Origin of the sequence: Hahella sp. KA22 (assembly GCF_004135205.1) — a bacterium.
Classification (GTDB): domain Bacteria; phylum Pseudomonadota; class Gammaproteobacteria; order Pseudomonadales; family Oleiphilaceae; genus Hahella.
In genome coordinates, this window is record NZ_CP035490.1 from 3,001,018 (window position 1) to 3,021,540 (window position 20,523).

Annotated in this window: 17 protein-coding genes; 16 read left to right on the forward strand and 1 reads right to left on the reverse strand. The window is 44.5% G+C overall.

Annotation, left to right across the window (positions count from 1 at the left end):
• Window positions 1-34 precede the first annotated feature (34 nt).
• The 15 genes from EUZ85_RS13465 (at window position 35) to EUZ85_RS13535 (ending at window position 19,021) form a co-directional block, all read left to right on the forward strand.
• Window positions 35-1,144, forward strand: a complete 1,110-nt coding sequence (locus EUZ85_RS13465; RefSeq protein ID WP_127969779.1) for a glycosyltransferase family 4 protein — start codon at window positions 35-37, stop codon at window positions 1,142-1,144.
• 707 nt (window positions 1,145-1,851) lie between these two features.
• Window positions 1,852-2,754, forward strand: a complete 903-nt coding sequence (locus EUZ85_RS13470) for an MraY family glycosyltransferase (RefSeq protein WP_164887236.1) — start codon at window positions 1,852-1,854, stop codon at window positions 2,752-2,754.
• A gap of 153 nt (window positions 2,755-2,907) precedes the next feature.
• Window positions 2,908-3,828, forward strand: coding sequence for an NAD-dependent epimerase/dehydratase family protein (locus tag EUZ85_RS13475; RefSeq protein WP_129498739.1), 921 nt, complete (start codon window positions 2,908-2,910; stop codon window positions 3,826-3,828).
• A gap of 221 nt (window positions 3,829-4,049) precedes the next feature.
• Window positions 4,050-5,003 (forward strand): ketoacyl-ACP synthase III, encoded by a 954-nt coding sequence (locus EUZ85_RS13480; RefSeq protein ID WP_127969782.1) that lies wholly within the window; start codon window positions 4,050-4,052, stop codon window positions 5,001-5,003.
• An 884-nt stretch (window positions 5,004-5,887) separates the two neighbouring features.
• Window positions 5,888-6,781 carry a glycosyltransferase family 4 protein gene (locus EUZ85_RS13485; protein WP_256372773.1) on the forward strand — a complete coding sequence of 298 codons (894 nt, stop codon included), beginning with the start codon at window positions 5,888-5,890 and terminating at the stop codon, window positions 6,779-6,781.
• Window position 6,782: 1 nt separating this feature from the next.
• Window positions 6,783-8,696, forward strand: coding sequence for a nucleoside-diphosphate sugar epimerase/dehydratase (locus tag EUZ85_RS13490; RefSeq protein ID WP_241567027.1), 1,914 nt, complete (start codon window positions 6,783-6,785; stop codon window positions 8,694-8,696).
• Between the two features lie 50 nt (window positions 8,697-8,746).
• On the forward strand, window positions 8,747-9,892 hold the full coding sequence (gmd, locus tag EUZ85_RS13495) for a GDP-mannose 4,6-dehydratase (RefSeq protein WP_127969784.1): 1,146 nt from the start codon (window positions 8,747-8,749) through the stop codon (window positions 9,890-9,892).
• Window positions 9,889-10,851 (forward strand): GDP-L-fucose synthase, encoded by a 963-nt coding sequence (locus EUZ85_RS13500; protein ID WP_127969785.1) that lies wholly within the window; start codon window positions 9,889-9,891, stop codon window positions 10,849-10,851. The genes gmd and EUZ85_RS13500 overlap by 4 nt, the downstream gene beginning before the upstream one ends.
• Before the next feature lie 41 nt (window positions 10,852-10,892).
• A complete protein-coding gene (locus EUZ85_RS13505; RefSeq protein WP_168199900.1) occupies window positions 10,893-11,708 on the forward strand; it encodes an ABC transporter permease in 816 nt (271 codons plus the stop codon).
• A 4-nt stretch (window positions 11,709-11,712) separates the two neighbouring features.
• Entirely contained in the window at window positions 11,713-12,417 is a 705-nt protein-coding gene (locus EUZ85_RS13510) for an ABC transporter ATP-binding protein (protein WP_127969787.1), read from the forward strand.
• Between the two features lie 17 nt (window positions 12,418-12,434).
• On the forward strand, window positions 12,435-14,177 hold the full coding sequence (locus EUZ85_RS13515; protein ID WP_127969788.1) for a glycosyltransferase family 1 protein: 1,743 nt from the start codon (window positions 12,435-12,437) through the stop codon (window positions 14,175-14,177).
• On the forward strand, window positions 14,170-15,261 hold the full coding sequence (locus EUZ85_RS13520) for a glycosyltransferase family 2 protein (protein WP_127969789.1): 1,092 nt from the start codon (window positions 14,170-14,172) through the stop codon (window positions 15,259-15,261). Before EUZ85_RS13515 ends, EUZ85_RS13520 begins: the two co-directional genes overlap by 8 nt.
• Window positions 15,262-15,267: 6 nt before the next feature.
• A complete protein-coding gene (locus EUZ85_RS13525; protein WP_127969790.1) occupies window positions 15,268-16,383 on the forward strand; it encodes a glycosyltransferase family 1 protein in 1,116 nt (371 codons plus the stop codon).
• Window positions 16,384-16,391: 8 nt separating this feature from the next.
• Window positions 16,392-17,513 (forward strand): glycosyltransferase, encoded by a 1,122-nt coding sequence (locus EUZ85_RS13530; RefSeq protein ID WP_127969791.1) that lies wholly within the window; start codon window positions 16,392-16,394, stop codon window positions 17,511-17,513.
• 98 nt (window positions 17,514-17,611) lie between these two features.
• Window positions 17,612-19,021, forward strand: a complete 1,410-nt coding sequence (locus tag EUZ85_RS13535; protein WP_127969792.1) for a mannose-1-phosphate guanylyltransferase/mannose-6-phosphate isomerase — start codon at window positions 17,612-17,614, stop codon at window positions 19,019-19,021.
• 59 nt (window positions 19,022-19,080) lie between these two features.
• Here the strand turns inward: EUZ85_RS13535 and EUZ85_RS13540 are convergent, their stop codons facing one another.
• Window positions 19,081-19,998: a metal ABC transporter substrate-binding protein gene (locus EUZ85_RS13540; RefSeq protein WP_164887240.1), complete on the reverse strand. Its 918-nt coding sequence runs from the start codon at window positions 19,996-19,998 to the stop codon at window positions 19,081-19,083.
• Window positions 19,999-20,166: 168 nt separating this feature from the next.
• On the opposite strand from EUZ85_RS13540, the gene EUZ85_RS13545 reads away from it, so the two are divergent.
• Window positions 20,167-20,517, forward strand: a complete 351-nt coding sequence (locus EUZ85_RS13545) for a PilZ domain-containing protein (RefSeq protein WP_011396293.1) — start codon at window positions 20,167-20,169, stop codon at window positions 20,515-20,517.
• Window positions 20,518-20,523 lie beyond the last annotated feature (6 nt).

Here is a 20,523-nt window from a genome sequence, read left to right on the forward strand (position 1 = left end):
TAACACTGACGTTTTGTATTTTTAGGAAGAAAATATGAAAAAATACAGAGTGGTTCTTTGTTCTAATACGTCCTGGTATTTGTTTAAGTTTAGAAAGTCTACCATTACCTCATTTTTGGATAAGGGGGCTGAAGTTTATTGTGTCGCGCCGCCGGATGAGTATTCTTATAAATTATCTCAGTTGGGTGCCAACTATGTGAAAGTAAATATGGTTGGAAAAAGCACAAAGTTAATTTCTGAGTTAAAATCGGCGTTATTTATATATAATAAAATAAAGTCAATTTCTCCCAGTCATGTCTTTAACTTTACGCCCAAGATGAATCTGTACTCGGGACTTGCATGTAGAATTCTGAAAATCCCTTACTCTAATAATATATCAGGGTTGGGGACTATGTTTATCCATGACTCTATCTTGTTCAGAATTGCCAGGAAAGCATTTAAAGTCTCTAACGGCGGGGCGGATACTGTTTTTTTTCAAAATGACGAAGACCGGCAGTTATTTGACCGCATGGGGCTGATAAATGGGGGGAGAGTGGATGTATTGCCGGGGTCGGGCGTTAACGTTAATGAGTTCTCCTTCAGTGAGCTTCCAAAAACAGACTTAGTCTTTCTGATGATTGGCAGACTTATCGGAGATAAGGGCGTAAGAGAGTATGTCGAAGCGGCTCGAATTGTGAAAGAGACGAATCAGAATGTGAGGTTTCTATTAGCCGGGCCTGCTGGCGTAAGTAATCAGAGCGCAATTTCGGAGAGTGAGCTTGAGCAGTGGGTGAGCAGTGGGATTGTGGAATATATTGGCTATCAAGAAGATGTGAAGCCGTGGATTAAGGCTGCTCATGTTGTTGTTTTGCCTTCCTATCGTGAGGGAATGCCCAGAGTGGTGCTTGAAGCCGCCAGCATGGGGCGGCCCGCCATCGTCTCTGATGCGCCAGGGTGTCGGCAATCTATAGCTCCGGGAGAGACCGGGTTGCTGTGTAAACCCAAGGATGCGGGGGATCTGGCGAATGTATTTTTCAAAGTGATAGATATGGACAGGGCGGCTTTGGAAAATATGGGGCGAGAAGCAAGAAAAAGGATGGTCGATTACTTTTCTGAGGAGATCGTTGTAAAAAAAGCGTTGGATTGCGTCGGTTCCGTTATTTGAACTCTCACGAGTTTATCCGTCATGCGTTTAATCGAAATGACAGTTTTCATTAATCATCACTCCGCTTGTTGTATGTAGCTTCATACTGGCCATGTTTTCCATCCACGTTCATAAATTGTGGTTCTAACGAGTTGCGGTCCTTCTTTTTCTTTTAAGCTAATGAGGGCAGGGGCTTATGAGCGCTAATAAATATGTAAGGAAAATCGCAAGCAAAATGGGGGAAAGCGACTAAGCTGAATAGTACTGCTCCAACCAGAACTCACCTGCATATCCGGTCAGTGTCCAAGGCGTGAATAGGACTCCAGTGATTGTTGAGATGCTGACTGTGGATGGTTGGAGGCGCTGAAATGCTCAGCTCCGGGACTTAGAGCCAGTGCTCAAGAAGTCAAAGTCAGCCGGAATAAAAAACCAAGAAGTTAAGTAGTACCAGCTCGTAAGCCAAACTCGCCTTGGGCGTTTTGGCGTCGATTTGGCTGTTCGACTCATGCCTCTGGTCTCGCCGGAGGGCTTTTCAACTGGTTTTACTCGAAGAATAAGAAGGGTGTATGGACGCGTTATTTCAGTTGGCTTTCTATAGTTTGGTGTTAGTAGGAACAATTATTCTGCACAAAATACTGATTCCGATGTCTCAGAAATTAGAGCTGGTTGACGCGCCGGGAGGGCGTAAGGCCCATGATGGCAAGGTTCCCTTGATAGGGGGCGTCGCCATGTTTTTTGGCTTTTGCGTCAGTGGCGTTATTCTCACTCATGGAAACGACTACTTTCTTCTTTTGGTGGTTGCGCTAATTATCATACTGACTACAGGGATTCTGGATGATCTTAACGAGCTGGGCGTTAAGACTCGATTTGCTGCGCAAACGGCGGCGACATTGGTTATGGCGTTGTTTGGCGGAGTAACGTTACAGAATATGGGTAACTTGGTTGGCGTCGGGGACATTGCGCTTGGTTTTTTTGCATTGCCGGTTACAGTGTTCTGCGTAGTTGGAGTCATCAATGCGTTGAATATGGCGGACGGCGTCGATGGCTTGGCGGGAGGCGTGAGCCTGGTCACGTTTTTAGGGTTCTATCTACTGAGTTTATTGGCTGGAGACGGACTGTTCAAATCCGGCATTTTGTTGCTGTATATCAGCGTGATTGCAGCCTTCCTTTATTTCAATATGCGGGGACCGGGTCAACCGAGAGCAAGGGTATTTATGGGGGATGCGGGAAGCATGTTTCTTGGGTTCTCTATAGCCTGGTTCTCAATAGATCTATCCCAGGGGGACCATCAAGTGATGCAGCCTGTAACCGCACTCTGGGTTTTCGCGGCGCCTTTGTTTGATACCTGTAGAGTCATGGCGCGACGCATTAAACTCGGGCGCTCGCCTTTTACTGCCGGCAGGGACCATATTCATCATATTCTCCTTGATAGTGGCGTCTCAATTAATAGAGCTGTTCTAATCATTGTTGGCGGTCACTTTTTGTTGATGCTGTTTGGCGTCGTCGGGGAGGTTGCCGCCATTCCTGAATATGTGATGTTTCCCTTATTTATTGGGCTGTTTGCCTTATATAGCTATCTGATAAACCATCTGGACCAAAGGCGTGGCCAAGTAGGTGCAGGCCACCTTTAGGTCCTAATGGTTGAAAAAGTGATCTGTGATGATTGGAGCGCAAGCGATAAGTGGTTTTTGTCTGGCATGCATTAATGTGTGTCAGGTCAGCGATGGTTAAGTGCGCAGCTCAAGCTATAATGGCGCATTATCTAGATTGGGTTGCCTGCTTTAATGAGAATATTGATAACCGGCTGTACGGGCTTTGTCGGCTCTGCATTAGCTGTAGAAGCTGCGTCGCGAGGGCATTTTGTCATCGGTACTTCCCGAAAAGCCGACCACTGTCCGCCGCTATTTCCTGGCAAAGTCGAGTTGTCTCCCGCTTATGACAGCGAAAACTGGGTTGAGCTGCTGTGTGGGGTCGACATTCTTGTTCATTGCGCGGCTCGGGTTCATCAAGTCAAAGACGATGCAGTTGATCCTTTAGCTGAATTCCGCGCCGCAAACACTGATGCGACTAGAAAACTTGCGCAATGGGCTGTTAAGTCTGGCGTTAAGAAATTCATATATTTAAGCACAATCAAAGTTAATGGGGAGGGGACTTCCCCTGGCCAACCATTTACTTCCCTCGACTCTCCGAATCCAACATCTCCCTATGCCCTATCCAAGTGGGAGGGGGAGCAGGCTCTGCGTGAAGTGTCTGCTGGATCTACGATGTCTTTTGACATCATTCGGCCTCCTTTGGTTTATGGAGATGGCGCCAAAGGAAATTTGGCGATATTAGAAAAATTAGCGCGGCTGCGGGCGCCGCTGCCCTTGGCTGGAGTGGAGAACCGTCGCAGTTTGATCAGTCGCGAAAATCTGGTCGACGTTATTTTGCGTTGTGCGGAGGCGCCCTCCGTCGCTCCCGGAGCGGGAAATCTTTGGCTGGTTTCCGATGGCTATTCAGTGTCCACCAGTCAGATTTACCTTTCGTTGTGCCGCTCAATGAATATTGAGGGGCGTATTTTCAATCTTCCCAAGCCGTTCAAATCGCTCATGTTCTATGTGCTTGATAAGTTGGGGATCAAGGAAAAGCTCTTTGGCAGCTTGGAAGTAGACTGCTCAGCGACGATGTCCGAGTTAGATTGGCGACCAGCTCCGGGAATACGGTAACTAGGACGCTGATTACGTTAACTGATGCCGCCAGGAATTGAATTGCGGTTGCCTCTTATAGAAAAAGGTCGAATTTATCTTTCCTCGCTAAGCACTTACCTTTTGAGGTAAAGGCGCTGGCGACTCTCAGTTGAATGCCGGTCCCATCAAAGAATTACAAAAAGCCGTGTTTCGGGTGAAGGGCCCCCGAAAATGCGGTTTTGCTATTTAACGGTTTATTTATGATCGGCATCGAGCACATCAGTACGTATTTGCCAGAGGGACGAGTTAACAATCTGGAGCGTCAGGAGCAGTTTAACGTCAACGAAACCTTTCTGACCGAAAAGACCGGGATGCGGTATCTGGCGGTGAAAGGAGAGGGGGAAGAAACCTCTGACATGTGCGTAAAGGCATTTCGACGTCTGGAGGAAGAGCTTGGTCCGCTTGCCAGCGATATTGAGTGTCTTGTAGTCTGTACGCAAAATCCTGACGCCTACGGCGTGCCACATGCTTCAGCCATCGTACATGGTAAGCTTGAGTTGTCCGTAAATTGCGCTTGCTTTGATATTTCTCTTGCCTGCTCGGGATATGTTTACAGCATTTCCATTATGAAAGCCTTTATGGAAGCCAACGGATACAAAAAAGGCGTACTTATCACTGCGGACCCTTATTCGAAAATTATCGATATGTCCGACAAGAATACTTCCCTACTGTTTGGCGATGCGGCTACCGTCACCTTGTTCAGCGATAAGCCAAAGTGGTTGATTGGCAAATGTATTTTTGGCACTGACGGTACTCGTAACGCAGCGATTCGCGTCCGTGCGGAAGATCGTAAATTTGAAATGGCGGGCAGAGCCGTGCTCGACTTTTGCGCCAACGTCGTACCTGAAAACATTCACGCCACCCTGGCTCAAAACGACTGTGTTTTGGGCGATATCGACAAATTTATCCTCCACCAAGGTAGCAAGTTCATCGTTGATATGGTTATCAAACGCATGAAGCTTGACCCCGCCAAAGTTCCCTTCGAAGCCGCTCAGTACGGCAATACTGTCTCCTCATCCATTCCAATGATCCTGGCCAATGAAAAAGAGGCCCGAAAAGTGGTTGTCTCAGGGTTTGGCGTTGGCTTGTCATGGGGGAGTTGTGTGTTGACCAGTAAGGGGGGATGTAACGCGACAATGTCGACTGGCTTTTAGTTCGACAACGAAAGAGTCAATAGTGCTCTTTGTTGTTGGAATTCAAGTTGTTACCTCAATAGAAACGATCTGGTCCGCAAAAATTAGATGCGTAATTAAGCGACTTTTGATACGTCATCTCAATTTTCTGGACTGGGATGTCCGTTTAGATTGCGTAGCATAGTCCAGTGTAAAGCACTTTACGCCTTCATGTTTGGAAGTTGACGTTGCAGTACAAGGTTTTCACACCTGCTGCATTTGCTCAACCTCTGTTCTGTAGTTGGCCGGGCGTCAGCCCCTTCCTCTGTTCGCTTAACTGACGTATTTCTTCGCAAGCTAAGAACTTTGTTTCTCCTCGGTCCATCGGCAGCTGGATTTTTAAAACTGTAAGTGATGCAGAGCATGTGGCATGCAATGGCGTTTAAGCTGAGATATTGAATAGTGGCAGGGGTTTTGTGGGATAACGCTCAGCGTAGCTGAGGGTGCCCGCCTTCCAGTAGCGCACTCACTTATGAGGAGGCAAAGAATATCAGCCAGAATATGACCGTAAGCGTTTTGCATAGGAAGTCAGCCAATGGGGCATGCTAGTTAAATATTACTACTGTATATATAAGCATGTACAATTCGATACACTATGCTGGTGAATAACCTGATGTAAGTTGTGTAAGTGAGTTGTGAAAGCTGGTAGACTTCCGTCGCAATGTGATTCTTGTTGTAAAGTGACTTGATGTTGCTTTTAGTGGGCTTGCGTCCTATGTCCCTATAAGCTTTGTACGGAATGAGTTTTGATTACGATATTCTTACTAATATGTGTAACCTTATCTTCTCTATTCCTTACAGCGCTGGCGCGCCGGTATGCTTATGCGGGCGGCATAATAGATACTCCTGGGCCTCGTAGCTCTCATTTGATTCCAACTCCTCGTGGTGGTGGGGTCTCAGTAGTCATTTGTACGCTGATAGTTCTTGCGTTTCTCCCACTTCCCCATAAGTGGAGTCTTTGGTGGACATCGGCTTTGATAGCTTCAGTTAGCTATGTTGATGACCATATCGGACTCGGGTATAAGCTTCGCTTAGCCTGTCAGTTACTACTGGGAGGGGGGTATGTGGCTAGCGAGCTTTCCTTATCCTCATGCGTTTTTCCTTGGTTCTCCGATTCGTGGTTTTGCTTCGCAGGAGGTTTTGTTTTTCTGGGCGGCATAGTATGGGTGGCGAATTTGTATAACTTCATGGATGGGATTGATGGAATTGCCGCTACTGAAACATTGTTTGTGACATTATCGCTTGCAGTGCTTTATACGCATGCAGGCGCGCACGAGTGGGCTTTTCTGATGCTTACCATAGCGTGCTCTTGCTTCGGTTTTTTGTTTTGGAATTGGGCTCCTGCGAAAATATTCATGGGGGACGTTGGGAGCGTTTTTCTGGGTTGGGTGCTTGGCGTGAGTATGCTTAGCAGTGCCCAGCAAACAAATGTGAGTATGTGGGTTTATGTCATCTTGATGGGAGGCTTCATTGCTGATGCGACTTTCACTCTATTTTCTCGGATTCTTCGAGGTGAAAGAGTTTGGCTCCCTCATCGTACTCACTTATATCAGCTATTGAGCATTAGGTTTGGTGATCATAGGAAGGTTAACTATATATTGATGATAGTTAATGTTGTTTGGTTGCTACCCATGGCTATTTTTGCTTATCTTTCTCCAGATTATGCTTGGGCTTGTACTATATCTGCGTATATCCCTTTATCACTGTTATATTACACTAATCGACGTCAAATAATGAAATCTATGGCAAGGGAAGGTTGAAGTGTTGGAACCACTGCTAAATGCATCGAGAAAAACCAAGCGCATTGTATCTGTTATAGGAGATATAGGATTTATTTTCTTGGCCTTTTGGGCGGCTATGAGTTTGCGCCTGGACGAGTTTTACCTTGGTTTTGATATCAAGCATGCAGCAGTTTTAAGCATCACTATCTCCGCCACAATAATATCTTTCATTCGCCTTGGTTTGTATCGAGCAGTTATTCGCTTTATGAGTAACCATGCGATGATGGCGGTGCTTCTTGGTGTGACGTTCTCCTCGCTTGTTTTAGCGAGTGTTGGATTTCTGTTCAAAGCATTTGTTCCTAGATCTGTGCCTTTTATGTATTGGTGTTTCGCCGTCTTGATGGTTGGCGGATCGAGAATGTTAGTGCGTGCATATGTACATAGTAAACTCGTCAAGCAAAAAGAGAAGGTTATTATATATGGTGCTGGAGACGCGGGTGTCCAGCTAGCTATCGCACTGTCTCAAAGCAGTGATTATCAACCTGTCTTATACGTCGATGACGATAGACGAAAACAGGGTAGTATCGTTCAAGGGTTACATGTCTACTCTCCTGATGAGCTTGGCGAGCTGATTAAGGATTACCAGATTACCAAAGTCCTGTTAGCGATTAGCGGGGCCCCACAAAGTTTAAAACGGCTCATATTGAAATTTCTGGAGCCGTTTTCTGTTGAGGTATTAAAAATCCCCAGCTTTACAGATTTAATTGAAGGCAGGTCCAAAATTCAAGAGCTGAGGAATGTAGAAATAGAGGATTTGCTTGGAAGGGATAGTGTTGAGCCTGATTTGGAGTTGATGCTTTCATGTGCCAAGGGTAAGAACGTTCTTGTTACGGGGGCGGGTGGTTCTATAGGCTCTGAGTTATGTCGTCAGTTGGTTAGGTTGTCTCCAGAGAAACTTGTTTTATTGGAGCAGTCAGAGTTTGCTCTGTATGAAATAGTTAAATGTCTGGGTGAGCTATCTGCGCTGAAAAATCTATCAGTTAACTTAATACCTATTCTTGGGTCGGTTACGAATAAAGAGCTAATGAATAGTGTTATAGCGGATTATAGTATTCATACATTATACCATGCTGCGGCTTATAAACATGTGCCGATAGTTGAGCGAAATGCTATAGAAGGTGCTAGGAATAATGTATTGGGTACTTATTATACTGCATTGGCCGCTAAATCCAACGGCGTAGAAAAATTCGTACTAATATCCACGGATAAGGCTGTCAAGCCGGCTAACATTATGGGGCTCACAAAGAGAGTTGCTGAAATTGTAGTTAGGAAAATAGCTGAAAATTCATCTAATACATCTTTTTGTTCTGTTCGATTTGGAAATGTGCTTGGCTCTTCCGGTTCTGTTGTTCCATTGTTTAAAGAGCAGATAAAGAAAGGGGGGCCTGTTACGGTTACTCACCCCGAAGTTACAAGGTATTTTATGACTATACCTGAAGCCGCTCAGCTCGTAATTCAGGCGGGAGGTATGGTTGATGGAAATGGAGAAGTTTTTGTTCTGGATATGGGGGCTGCGGTAAAAATAAAAGATTTGGCATATAAAATGATTCATCTTCTTGGTAGAGAGGTTAAAGATGAAATCAATCCAGTTGGTGATATTGAGATCGTTTATACGGGATTAAGGCCTGGAGAAAAGCTGCACGAGGAGTTATTTGATAACGGAAGTCATGTCGGCACTGTACATCCACGCATATGGCGTGCTGAAGTTGCGGATAAAAAACTTGTCGAGCTGGAGTCTTTTATTTACAGCATGGAGGCCGCCTGCGAAGAGCTGCTGGGCGATAGGGTTAAAAAACTTATGCTAAATGTTGTTGGAGATAATGACCGTACCGAACTGGATAAAGACAGTACTGTTGTTCATTTAAGTTCAGTTCCTACTATTAAGGTTGGGTAAATTCAGTTTTTGATATTTTAGTCCTATTGGGCTTGTTGGAGTATATTTAAGTGAAAAAGCGTGCTTTGATAACGGGGGTTACAGGACAGGATGGGTCATATTTGGCTGAGTTCCTGCTTGAGAAAGGTTATGAGGTTCACGGAGTTAAACGTAGGTCGTCTTCGTTCAATACTCAGCGAATTGATCACATATATCAGGACCCCCATATAGAAGATCCTAATTTTTTTCTTCACTATGGTGATTTAACCGACACTTCAAACCTGACTAGAATTTTAAAAGAAGTGTGCCCTGATGAAGTATATAATCTTGGCGCACAGTCCCACGTTGCTGTTTCATTTGAATCTCCCGAGTATACAGCGGATGTTGATGCGCTTGGTACGCTAAGACTATTGGAGGCTATCAGGTTTTTGGGGCTAGAAAAGAAGGCGCGCTTCTATCAGGCGTCTACTTCGGAGCTTTATGGATTGGTTCAAGAGGTTCCCCAAACTGAAAGCACTCCGTTTCATCCTAGAAGTCCTTATGCTGTTGCTAAGTTATATGCCTACTGGATTACAGTGAATTATCGTGAGGCATATGGAATGTATGCATGTAATGGGATTCTATTTAATCACGAGTCGCCGAGACGCGGTGAGACATTTGTAACAAGAAAAATCACCAGAGGGTTGGCGAATATTGCTCAAGGGCTTGAACGTTGTTTATATATGGGTAACTTGGACTCCCTGAGAGACTGGGGGCATGCTAAAGACTACGTTCGTATGCAGTGGCTTATGCTCCAGCAGTCTGAGGCGGAAGACTATGTTATTGCAACGGGTCGCCAGATTTCTGTCAGAGACTTTATAAGAATGGCTGCAGCAGAGTTAGGAGTGACTCTTGCCTTTAAAGGACATGGAGTTGGTGAAGTAGGAGTGGTGACAGACATCTCTGGTGATAAGGCTCCTGCTATTTCCGTTGGTGATACTGTAGTAAAAGTTGACCCTAGTTACTTCAGGCCAGCGGAAGTTGAGACTCTTCTGGGGGATCCATTAAAAGCTAAAAAGCGCTTGGGCTGGATTCCTGAAATATCAGTTGAAGATATGTGTGCCGAGATGGTTGCGGCGGACCTTAAGGCGGCACAAAGTCATGCGCTATTGATTAAGCATGGCTTTGAAGTGAATGTAAGTTATGAGACTAAGAAAGCATACCCAGTAAAATTATGAAAAAAATATTCGTAGCGGGCCACAATGGGATGGTTGGCTCTGCAATAGTTCGAAAGCTGAAAGGAATGGAGTTTCCATATAGCGTAGTAACAAGGGATCGATGCGAACTGGATTTGACAAGACAGCAGGACGTAGAAGAGTTTTTTAAAAATGAAAAAGTAGATCAGGTTTATGTTGCATCTGCAAAAGTCGGTGGGATCTATGCTAACAATGAGTATCCTGCTGATTTTATTTATCAGAACTTGATGATTCAGGCAAACATCATTCACTCTGCATATGTTTCGGGAGTGAGGCAACTGTTATTCTTGGGTTCATCTTGTATCTATCCTAAGTTGTGTGATCAGCCAATGAAGGAGGCTTCGCTGTTAACCGGCAAGCTTGAACCAACGAATGAGCCTTATGCAATTGCAAAGATTGCAGGAATTAAGTTGTGTGAGTCTTATAATCGTCAGTATGGTTGTGATTATAGAAGTTTGATGCCAACTAATTTATATGGTGAAAATGATAACTTTCATTCAGAAAACTCCCATGTTATTCCAGCCTTAATGCGTCGGATACATGAGGCTAAGCTTGCTGAGGACAGCTCTGTTGTTGTTTGGGGGACGGGTACTCCAAAGAGAGAGTTTTTACATGTTGATGATTTAGCAAATGCAGCTGTACATATTATGAATGTTGATAAAAAGGAGTATGACCAGCACGTATCGCCGATGTCATCCCACATCAATGTTGGTACAGGCATAGATTGTTCTATCTCCGAGCTTGCTCAGTCTATTGCTAAAGTTGTAGGTTATCATGGGAAGGTAATATTTGACTCCACTAAGCCGGATGGTGCGCCGCGAAAGCTTTTGGATATATCTAAGTTAAATGCATTGGGTTGGAGCCCTTCCATTAAGTTGGAGGCTGGCCTCAGATCTACCTATGAGTGGTTTTTGGAAAAAGAAAGCCAGATTCGTATTTGATTATATGGTGGTGACATTTGGGTGCGTATAGAAGGCAGGTGGTGGGGCAAGACCAAGATACCGTATCTCCTGCCCGATGGTCATGGTCGGTCGATATAAAGAACAGTCTAAAGAAAACTGAGTTGTGGTGGGATCTTGGAATATTCGATCTGAAGTTGAGGTATCGGCGCTCAGTTATAGGGCCATTTTGGATTACCATCAGCTCAGCGATATTTATTGCTGCATTAGGGTTTCTTTGGTCTCACTTGTTTGGCGTGCCTGTGGAGAAGTATATTCCTTTTTTTGCAATAGGGCATATTGTTTGGCAATACTTCGCTAACCTTTTGGTTGATGAGAGCAATGGTTTTGTGCAATTTGAGGGGCATATTAGACAGTGCGATGCTCCAATGACGACTTATCTCTTGAGGTTATGGATAAGGCATTCATCGGTGTTTATCCATAACTTGGTAATTATAGTTTGTATAGGGGCTATATACTCACTTAATCTGACGGTTGCATCGATACTTCTTTTTATTGCTGGCTACCTCTTGCTAAGTCTATTTACTATTAGCTTTGGAGGAATGCTGGCAATATTTTGTGCAAAATATCGAGACTTTCATCAAGCTATACAAACCTTTGTCCAGGTGTTATTTTTCGCCACGCCAGTTATTTGGGAAAATAAGCTTCCGCCAGAATATTCATGGGTCGCCGAGCTTAATCCAATGTATTACTTTATAGAATTAATGAGGTCGCCTCTCTTGGGGAGGGAGTTGCCGGAGTACACTCTCTTCGTTTGCACGATAGCCTGTCTAGTTGGAGTGCTGGGGTACTTATATGTACTAAGGCGTACAGTGGCGAAAATTATCTATTGGTTGTGATGTTATGATCGTATTAGACAAACTTACTGTGGAGTTTCCGGTATTTTCCTCAGCTGCTAGATCTTTTAAGTCTGCTGTTGTTGGTGCTGCTACAGGAGGGCTTATTAGAAAGCAGAATGGAAAGTGCACTGTAAAAGCTCTAGACTCTTTAAGTCTAATGATTAAGAACGGTGAAAGAGTAGGCCTTATAGGGCACAATGGCTCAGGAAAGACTACTTTACTAAAAGCGTTAGCCAGTATATATCCACCAAGTCAAGGTACTCTTAAAGTAAATGGAAGGGTTGCCTCCTTAATTGATTTGTCTCTAGGAATGGAGCCGGAAGCGTCAGGATACGAGAATATATTTCTTCGTGGAATATATATGGGGCTATCGCCTAAATTGATGAAGCAAAAGGTTAAGGAAATTGCCGAGTTTAGTGAATTGGGCGACTTTTTGCATCTGCCGCTTAAAACATACTCTTCTGGGATGAATGTGAGACTTGCATTTGCAATTGCAACGTCTGTTAATGCGGATATTATTTTAATGGATGAGTGGCTTTCTGTAGGGGATGAGGAATTTAATATAAGAGCACAAGAAAAACTGAAGTGCTTGGTCGAGCAAAGCTCCATACTGGTTATCGCGAGCCATTCAATGGAGCTTGTGCATAGAGTTTGCAGTAGGGTTATCCATTTAGAGCATGGCTCAATTGTTTCTGATAATTATGTTTAGGTGTATTAAAGTTTTTTATGAACGATAGAATTTTACTTGATGCTTATCCATTACTAGATGGGAGTAAAGGCGCAGGCGGAGCAGGTAAGTATTTGCATGCTCTTCTTGCTGAGTGGAATGCAGCTAAACATCACGTTAGAGTAGTTTCCTCCCCTCTGAATTTTAATCTTTTTTCAAAGTATGAAAATTTAGATGTAGTAGTGGTAGGTGCTCAGGACTACTGGGCTTACAGACCTCACTTTGAATGGGCTGATGTCTATTATGCTCCTCTAAATGGATTATGGCCGCGGTTTGTTCCAGACTCGTTGCCAGTAGTTGTTCTTGTTCACGATTTGCAACATTTAGTTAGCCCCCAGTTTTTTAGTAAAGAAGTATGGCATAGCCGGTGTAAGGATTATGGTTTTGCTATTAACAGAGCAGATAGGCTTATTGCAATTTCCAAATATGAGAGAGCAAACCTTTACAAATTTTATGGGAAAGATAATGTTGATGTTATCTACCATGGAGGCTACCTATCTGACCATGCAGAAGCGTCGAAGAACGTTGAGCTACCAAAGGGACTTCGTTCTAAAAATTATCTTTTCTATCCAGCAGTTCCGTGGCCACATAAGAATCATGTGAACTTGTTATATGCTTGGTATCTATATAAAAAAGCATGTAATGATGATTTGAAACTGGTATTAACAGGAGCGAAAGGGCATAGTTTGGCCGACCGCTCGATGGATGAAGTAATCGACTTTTTGGGGCTTCACGAATCGGTGGTAAATCTGGGATATCTAAGTGATGAAGAGCAGTGTAAGGTTGCTCTCAATGCAAAAGGTATGCTTTTTCCGTCTTTGTATGAAGGTTTTGGTATTCCTGTTCTTGAGGCAATGAAATTAGGTGTGCCAGTGTGCGCCTCTCCGTTAGAGTGTATAAAAGAATTTGCAGGCGATAGTGTAAAGTTCCTACAGAACCCTTTAGATCCATATGATATCGCTAATGATGTAAAGAAGTTTATCTCTTGCGTTTCTTCTGAAGCCTTTGTAGATGAAGCATCTCATGGTTTAACTACAGCTAGTATGGCAAAGAAGACTTTTGATGTGCTTAGAGCAGCTAAGAGGCCTTCCAACGAGGATAGGATGTCTTTTGTAGCACAAAATAACTTTGTCCGAAATAGGGATAATAAGCTTCTAACTTCGATATTGGTAGTAAATGGCAATGATTTGTCTGGTTCCTTTGACTCCACTGAACTCGAGAAAAAACTTGCAAGTCTAAGATGCATATCTAACGATATATATATAGTATTGCCTTCTACAATTAGTAGTGATGCTTTGCAGGAAGTTGATCGCTTATCTCGGCTTTACGGTGTTAATAAAAGTTTTTATATGGTTAAGCCTTGGGCTTCTGGAATTGCTGATGCCTTGGACAACCTATTAAAGACTGACTCTTTTGGTGAGTATATATTTCTTTGCGATTATTCTAGCTCTTTGCCTAACATGGTTGAGGTTAGGAATGCCATGGCTGAGCTGGAGTTCTTCTGCGATGTTAACTTAATACTTCCGGCAGGCGCGGAAAGAGCGATAACAAGGCCATTGCAGGAGAAGGCGGCATATAAAAAGTATATGAAGTTAAAAGATGATCCATTGAAGCCTTTCTTCGGTTCAATTATGAGAAGGGAGCGAATTAGAAGCTATGGGAGATTAGGCTCTAAGGCGTTTTTGGCTGAATTTATTAAAAATTCAAGCTACATAGAAGGGTGGGAGAGTAAAAATGTATAGCAGTCCTAAAGTAGGGGTTGTTGTTCCTACTAGAAACCGGCTTCCAAGGACGAAGAGATTCATCAGAGAATTTGGGCGCCAAACATACCCTAACTTTGTCCTCTATGTAGTGGATAGTAACTCCACGGATGGGACTAGTGATTGGTTGTCTTCAATTCAAACTGACATTGTGCGTAGTTTAAGTGGGACGGATGAGGATTATTGGACCGGCGCGACCAACATCGGGGTAAGACAAGCTCTTTCAGATGGCTGTGAGTATGTTTTGACAATAAACGATGATTCAGTTCCAGATATTTATTTGCTTGAAAAGTTGGTGGAATCTTCAATAACTAGAGATATAAAAATAATTACATCTCGTATTAATTTTCTGGATCGCCCTAATATAGTTTGGTCTGTAGGATCATATAATAAGTGGGGTGGGCGCTATATTTTTCAGTTGCTTGATAATGAAAAGGAGGAAGACGAAGTTTTCGAGAAATACGAAGGAGTGCGACATCTCGATATAGACTCCAACTGCGGAAATGGCGTGCTCGTGCACAAAAGCGTGTTTGAGGACATAGGGCTGTATAACGAAGAAAAGTGTCCACACTATCATGCGGATTCTGAGTTTATCATGCGCGCAAGAAAGAAAGGGTATCAGGTGGTAGTTGATCTTGAAGCGTACCTTTTTAATGATACGTCTAATTATAGGCCTGATAAAAGTATTCTTGCTTCTCCTAAGGTGCAGTGGCCTTTGGAAAGGGTTTTTGGCATCGGTGCGCTCATAAAGAGAGTTCGGGGTGTGTATAGCTTATATTTTTTGAAGCGCTCAGAGCGAAACTTAAAGGCAGTAATTTATTTGATTAATCAATATTGTCCTGCAGAAAAACGCTTTTTGACGTTTTTAAACTATTTGACTCATTCTGTATTTAGATTTGTTATTCCTTCTGTTGGCTTTAGGGCCCTGGCTGCATTTAAGAGACTGAGTCTGCTTAATAGTAAGGGGGGGATTTCTCCGCGCGTGTTACTACTTTTTATATTCTTGCGGGCTCGATATTTTGTAATTAGGCGCGTTTCTAGCTTTAAACGGAAGAGGGTTTTTTAGTCAAGAATGAAAAGAATAGGTGTCGACGCAAGATGTTTATCTGTTCCTCTTACGGGGATTGGTCGATATCTGTGCGAGCTGCTCAAGCAGATGATTCTGCTCAACAGAGATATTGAGTGGTATTTATATACTAATAGGCCACTAGTGGTCGATTTTGGGGATTCTAATATAAAAATTAGAAGCTTATCTAAAAATTGGGGCTTCTCAGGGACCTTAGTCGCACAAGTAATGTTCCCTTTTTGGGCGAAACGGGATGAATTAGATGTCTTTTGGAGCCCGCGACATCATTTGCCACTAATGCTATACCTTTCAAGATTAAGAAAGGTCGTGACTATACATGATATGGTTTGGAAAAAATGTCCTGAGTCGATGAGTGCTCAAGGATTTCTTGCAGAAAGAATATTTATGCCGCCAACACTTAGAATGGCTGATAGGGTAATCGCTGTATCAAAGTCTACTCAAAAAGACTTGATTGAGTATGATCGCAAACTTGCCAGTAAGGTGGATGTCGTATATGAGGCTCCATTTATAGGCGTTAGTGAAAACGAGGATATTCGCCAGGAATACTCGGTTGATAAATACTTTTTATTTGTTGGAACTATTGAGCCCAGGAAGAATCTGAAGCGCCTTCTTGAAGCATATGCAAGACTGCTTGACGAAGGTATAAAGTCTCACCGGTTGATTATAGTTGGCGGTAAGGGATGGGGGCGTGTAGCTTTAGAGGAATTTATTGTTGAAAAGCACCTCAAAGATTGGGTTGAGCTAAAAGGGAGAGTGGAAGACTCAGAATTAAGAGCGTTATACAAGGGGGCGTCCGCATTATTGATGCCCTCGCTTTATGAGGGCTTTGGCCTTCCAATTGCTGAAGCTATTAGTCTGAGTGTCCCTGTTATAACATCAAAGCGCTCTTCTATGCCTGAAGTGGCTGGAGAATGCGCGCTATATGTTGATCCTGAGTCGGTTGACTCAATACTTGAAGCTATTAAGGTTCTAGCTAAAGATAACGAAGTTTTAGGCGCCCTAAAAGCAAATACGGTTAAGCAGGCGAAAAGGTTCTCATGGGAATCTGCCGCAGTTGATACCCTCGGAATATTGAAGCCTAATGAATTAAGCTTTCGGTAAGCGCTTGAATGAAAATACTACACATATATAGAACGTTTTTTCCAGATACCCAAGGAGGACTGGAAGAGGTCATTCGGCAGCTGGCGTCTGGATGTGAGGCTCTTGGCGCAGAAGTCAAGGTGCTTTACCCCTCCTCTTGTGTGAGTTCAGTTGAAGAAATTCGCTATAACGGGGTAACGATTATACGGGTGCCTGAGTTATTTGAGTTTGCTTCTTGCAATGTTTTTGTAAAGGGGATCGGGGCGTTTTATCAAGCTGTCGCATGGGCTGATATTCTTCATTACCATTTCCCATGGCCTTATCAAGATATGCTTCATCTATTAATGCCTAAGAAATTAAAGCGTCCATCAGTAGTAACCTATCACTCAGATATTGTTAGGCAAAAAAGTTTGATGAAGCTTTATAGTCCGATAATGGACAGATTCTTAAAGGCGGTCGATGCAGTTGTTGCTACTTCTCCAAACTATGTGGACTCAAGCCAGCATTTAAAGAAGCTGAACGGAAAGGTGAAAATGATACCTCTTGGTATAGATGAGTCAGGCTTGCCGACAGTTGGAGAAGATAAAATATCTGAATGGCGCTTGAAGGTTGGTGAGGGGTTTTACTTTTTTGTCGGAGTATTAAGGTATTACAAAGGGTTGGATGTATTGCTTGACGCTGCGAAAGGCGAAAAATTCCAAGTGGTTATCGCAGGAGATGGTCCGTATCGTCCTCATCTTGAAGCGCGCTGCAAAGAGCAGAACATTGACAATGTCACCCTTCTTGGAAGGGTGACCAATGAAGATAAAAGCGCCTTATTCTCACTTTGTCGAGCAGTGGTATTTCCCTCTTTTATGCGCTCGGAGGCATTCGGGGTGACTTTGCTGGAGGGAATGTTCTTCAGTAAGCCTTTGATAACAGTCGATTTGGATACAGGGGTTAACTTTGTAAACCAGCATGGCCATACGGGTTTCAAAGTGCCACCTAAGAGCCCGTATGATTTAAGGGCGGCTATATTAGCATTAAACTCTGATCCTGCCTTAGCGGATGCCTTTGGGAAGAATGCAAATGATAGGATGCATAATGAATTTACAAGTCAAAGAATGTGCCAGTCATATTTGGAGTTGTATAGCAGCTTAGTCAAAAGTTAGGATCCTCAAAATCAGTGTGCGGCTAATTCGTGAATTTTCTTGTGTCTATAAATTTTGACGCATGGGTGTTTAACAAGAAATAAAGGTTTAGAAGGCGTATGTTAAATGCGATTGTTTTATGTGGAGGGTCAGGCACACGCCTTTGGCCTTTATCTAGAGAAGCTTACCCTAAGCAATTTTTGAATTTGGCTTCTGACGGAAGCTTACTGGCGGAAACTGTCTGCAGGATATTGGAAATCAGCGGTGAAGCAGGTATTAGCGTGGTCTCTAACGAAGATCATCGCTTCCTGGTGGCGGCTACATTGCAGGTGCAGTGTCCGTCCACAAAGAAAAATATCATTTTAGAACCTTGCGCCCGCAACACTGCGCCGGCTATCGCACTGGCTGCTTTGGATGCTCTGGCGTCAGATGCGCAGGCGGTATTATTGGTGTTGCCGGCGGATCATGTTATTCGCAATGTGCAAGCATTTGCTGATGCAGTGCGCATTGGTGAGCAGGCGGCTGCGCAAGGGAAGTTGGTGACCTTTGGTATTGTGCCGGATTCCCCGCACACGGGTTATGGGTATATCAAAGCGGATGTTGGCGACAAAGACTGGGCGCCAGTAGAGCAGTTTGTTGAGAAGCCGGATCTTGATACGGCCAAGAGCTATGTGGATTCCGGAAATTACTTCTGGAACAGCGGTATGTTCATGTTCCGTGCGGATCGTTATTTGGATGAGTTGAAAAAGTTCCGGGCGGACATTTATGAGGCCTGTACTAAAGCCTATGCTGGCAAGTCCTCCGATTTAGATTTCGTGCGCGTGGATAAGCGGGCGTTCTCCGATTGCCCGGATGACTCCATTGACTATGCGGTGATGGAAAAGACGTCCGATGCAGTCGTGATTCCGCTGGATGCGGGATGGAGCGATGTCGGTTCCTGGTCGACCTTGTGGGAGATTCAGGATAAAGACGCAGCCGGCAATGTGTGTCGCGGCGATGTCATCACGGAAGACGTCGAGGGCTCCTATATCCATTCCGAAGGTCGCCTGATCGCGGCGATTGGTCTGAAGAATCACGTGATTGTCGAGACGGATGACGTGGTCTTGGTGGCGGACAAAGAGCGTGTGCAGGATGTTAAGAAGCTGGTGGCGCAGGTCAAGCAGCAGAACCGCGCTGAGCACCGTTTCCATAAGAAGGTGCATCGTCCCTGGGGGACTTACGAGGGCATCGCGATATCAGATCGCTTTCAGGTAAAACGCATTGTGGTGAATCCTGGCGGCACGCTTTCTCTGCAAAAGCACCATCATCGCGCAGAGCACTGGGTGGTAGTGAAGGGAACCGCAAGCGTCACCCGCGGCGATGAAGTCATGCTACTGAGTGAAGATCAATCTACCTATATTCCGTTGGGCGTTGTGCATCGCTTGGAGAATCCAGGGGTGATTCCGCTTGAGCTCATTGAAGTGCAGACAGGAAGTTATCTCGGTGAAGATGACATTGTGCGCTTTGAAGATACGTACGGACGATCGTAAGCCAAGACTGAAGCGCACCAGACGGTGCGCTTTGTTACTATCTACTCAATAGTCGCAGCTCAGTGGCTGCTCAGGCATTCCAGCACTCTCTTCACCATTCCACGATAGTAGTCTGAATACGTAGTGTATTCGCTTCCCATGGGGTCTATTTCAGTGATCGCCAAATTGGGGATCGTGAAAAAGCGGTCTATGGCGGAGGCTCGATATTGTGGCTCGACCACGATGCAGGCTTGCAAAGAAATAGCTTTGGCCTTGATATCCGAGAGATGGCGGGCGCCGGGAGAGGTTTCAGGTTGCAGCGCCACCACATCTACGACATTCAGACTTAACTCGTTGGCGAAATAATTAAAACCATTGTGATAGGTAAGCAGGTTCCTGTTGTTAAGCTGCTGCGCAGCCATTTGCGATGCTTCCGACAACTCTCGCATCTGTGTCTGATATTTTCTGGCCATTGATTGGTAATCAGCGCCGACAGGGTCCAGCCGGGAGAGCGTCTCCGCCAGATTTAAGGCGACGGCTCCAGCTACATTTGCGCTCAGCCAGACATGCGGGTCGTGCGCTCCATCGTGGCTGTGATCATGGGAGTCGCTGTGTTTTGACTGATTGAACGCCAGCAGCAGCGTATCCTGACTGCTCTCCAGATAGCTGAGGGCGTCTACTTTCTCCAGCTGCGTGTACTTCTCCAGAATTTTCGGAAGAAATCGCTCCAGCTCCGGCCCTACCCATAGAAACACCTCCGCCGCCTGCAGCCGGCGCGCATCGCTGGGTTTGAGTTGATACATGTGGGGACTGGCCATTGGCGGGAGCAAATAGTCCACTTGCACGGCGTCGCCGAATGCTTCATTGACGATCAGACTCAATGGTTTGATCGACGTGAGCACTTTGATTTTATCTCCCGCTTGAGCGGGCAAGGTGAATAGGCAGAGCAATAACAGCGCCTGGGGAAAATGCGATAGCGAGCGAATGATTAACTGCATGTCTTTTGAATGATACGGCGTTACGCCTTGAGAGTTTCTGGAAAGGTTATAACATAACATTATACAAATAAGCCGAGGCATTTGATAGCTATTGCGCTAAACTCTGCGCGAGTTTGATAAAATTGGTATATGCTTGTCTTAGAACGAAAATCAAGGGAATAGAATACTATGCCTCCAAAATTTGGTGCTCGCAGTGGCATATTGACGTTAACCATAAAAGACAAAGCAGTGCTTTATGCTGCTTACATGCCTTTTGTTCGTAATGGTGGACTGTTTATTCCTACCTCAAAGAACTATCAATTGGGCGATGAAGTTTTTCTGTTGTTAAATCTGATGGATGAACCTGAAAAAATTCCAGTGGCGGGTAAAGTGGTTTGGGTGACGCCCAAGGGCGCTCAAGGAAACCGTGCAGCTGGTATAGGCGTACAGTTTAACAGCGATGATGAGACAGCGAAGAACAAGATCGAGACCTATCTTGCCGGAGCGTTGAACTCCGACCGTCCGACGCATACTATGTGATTGCGC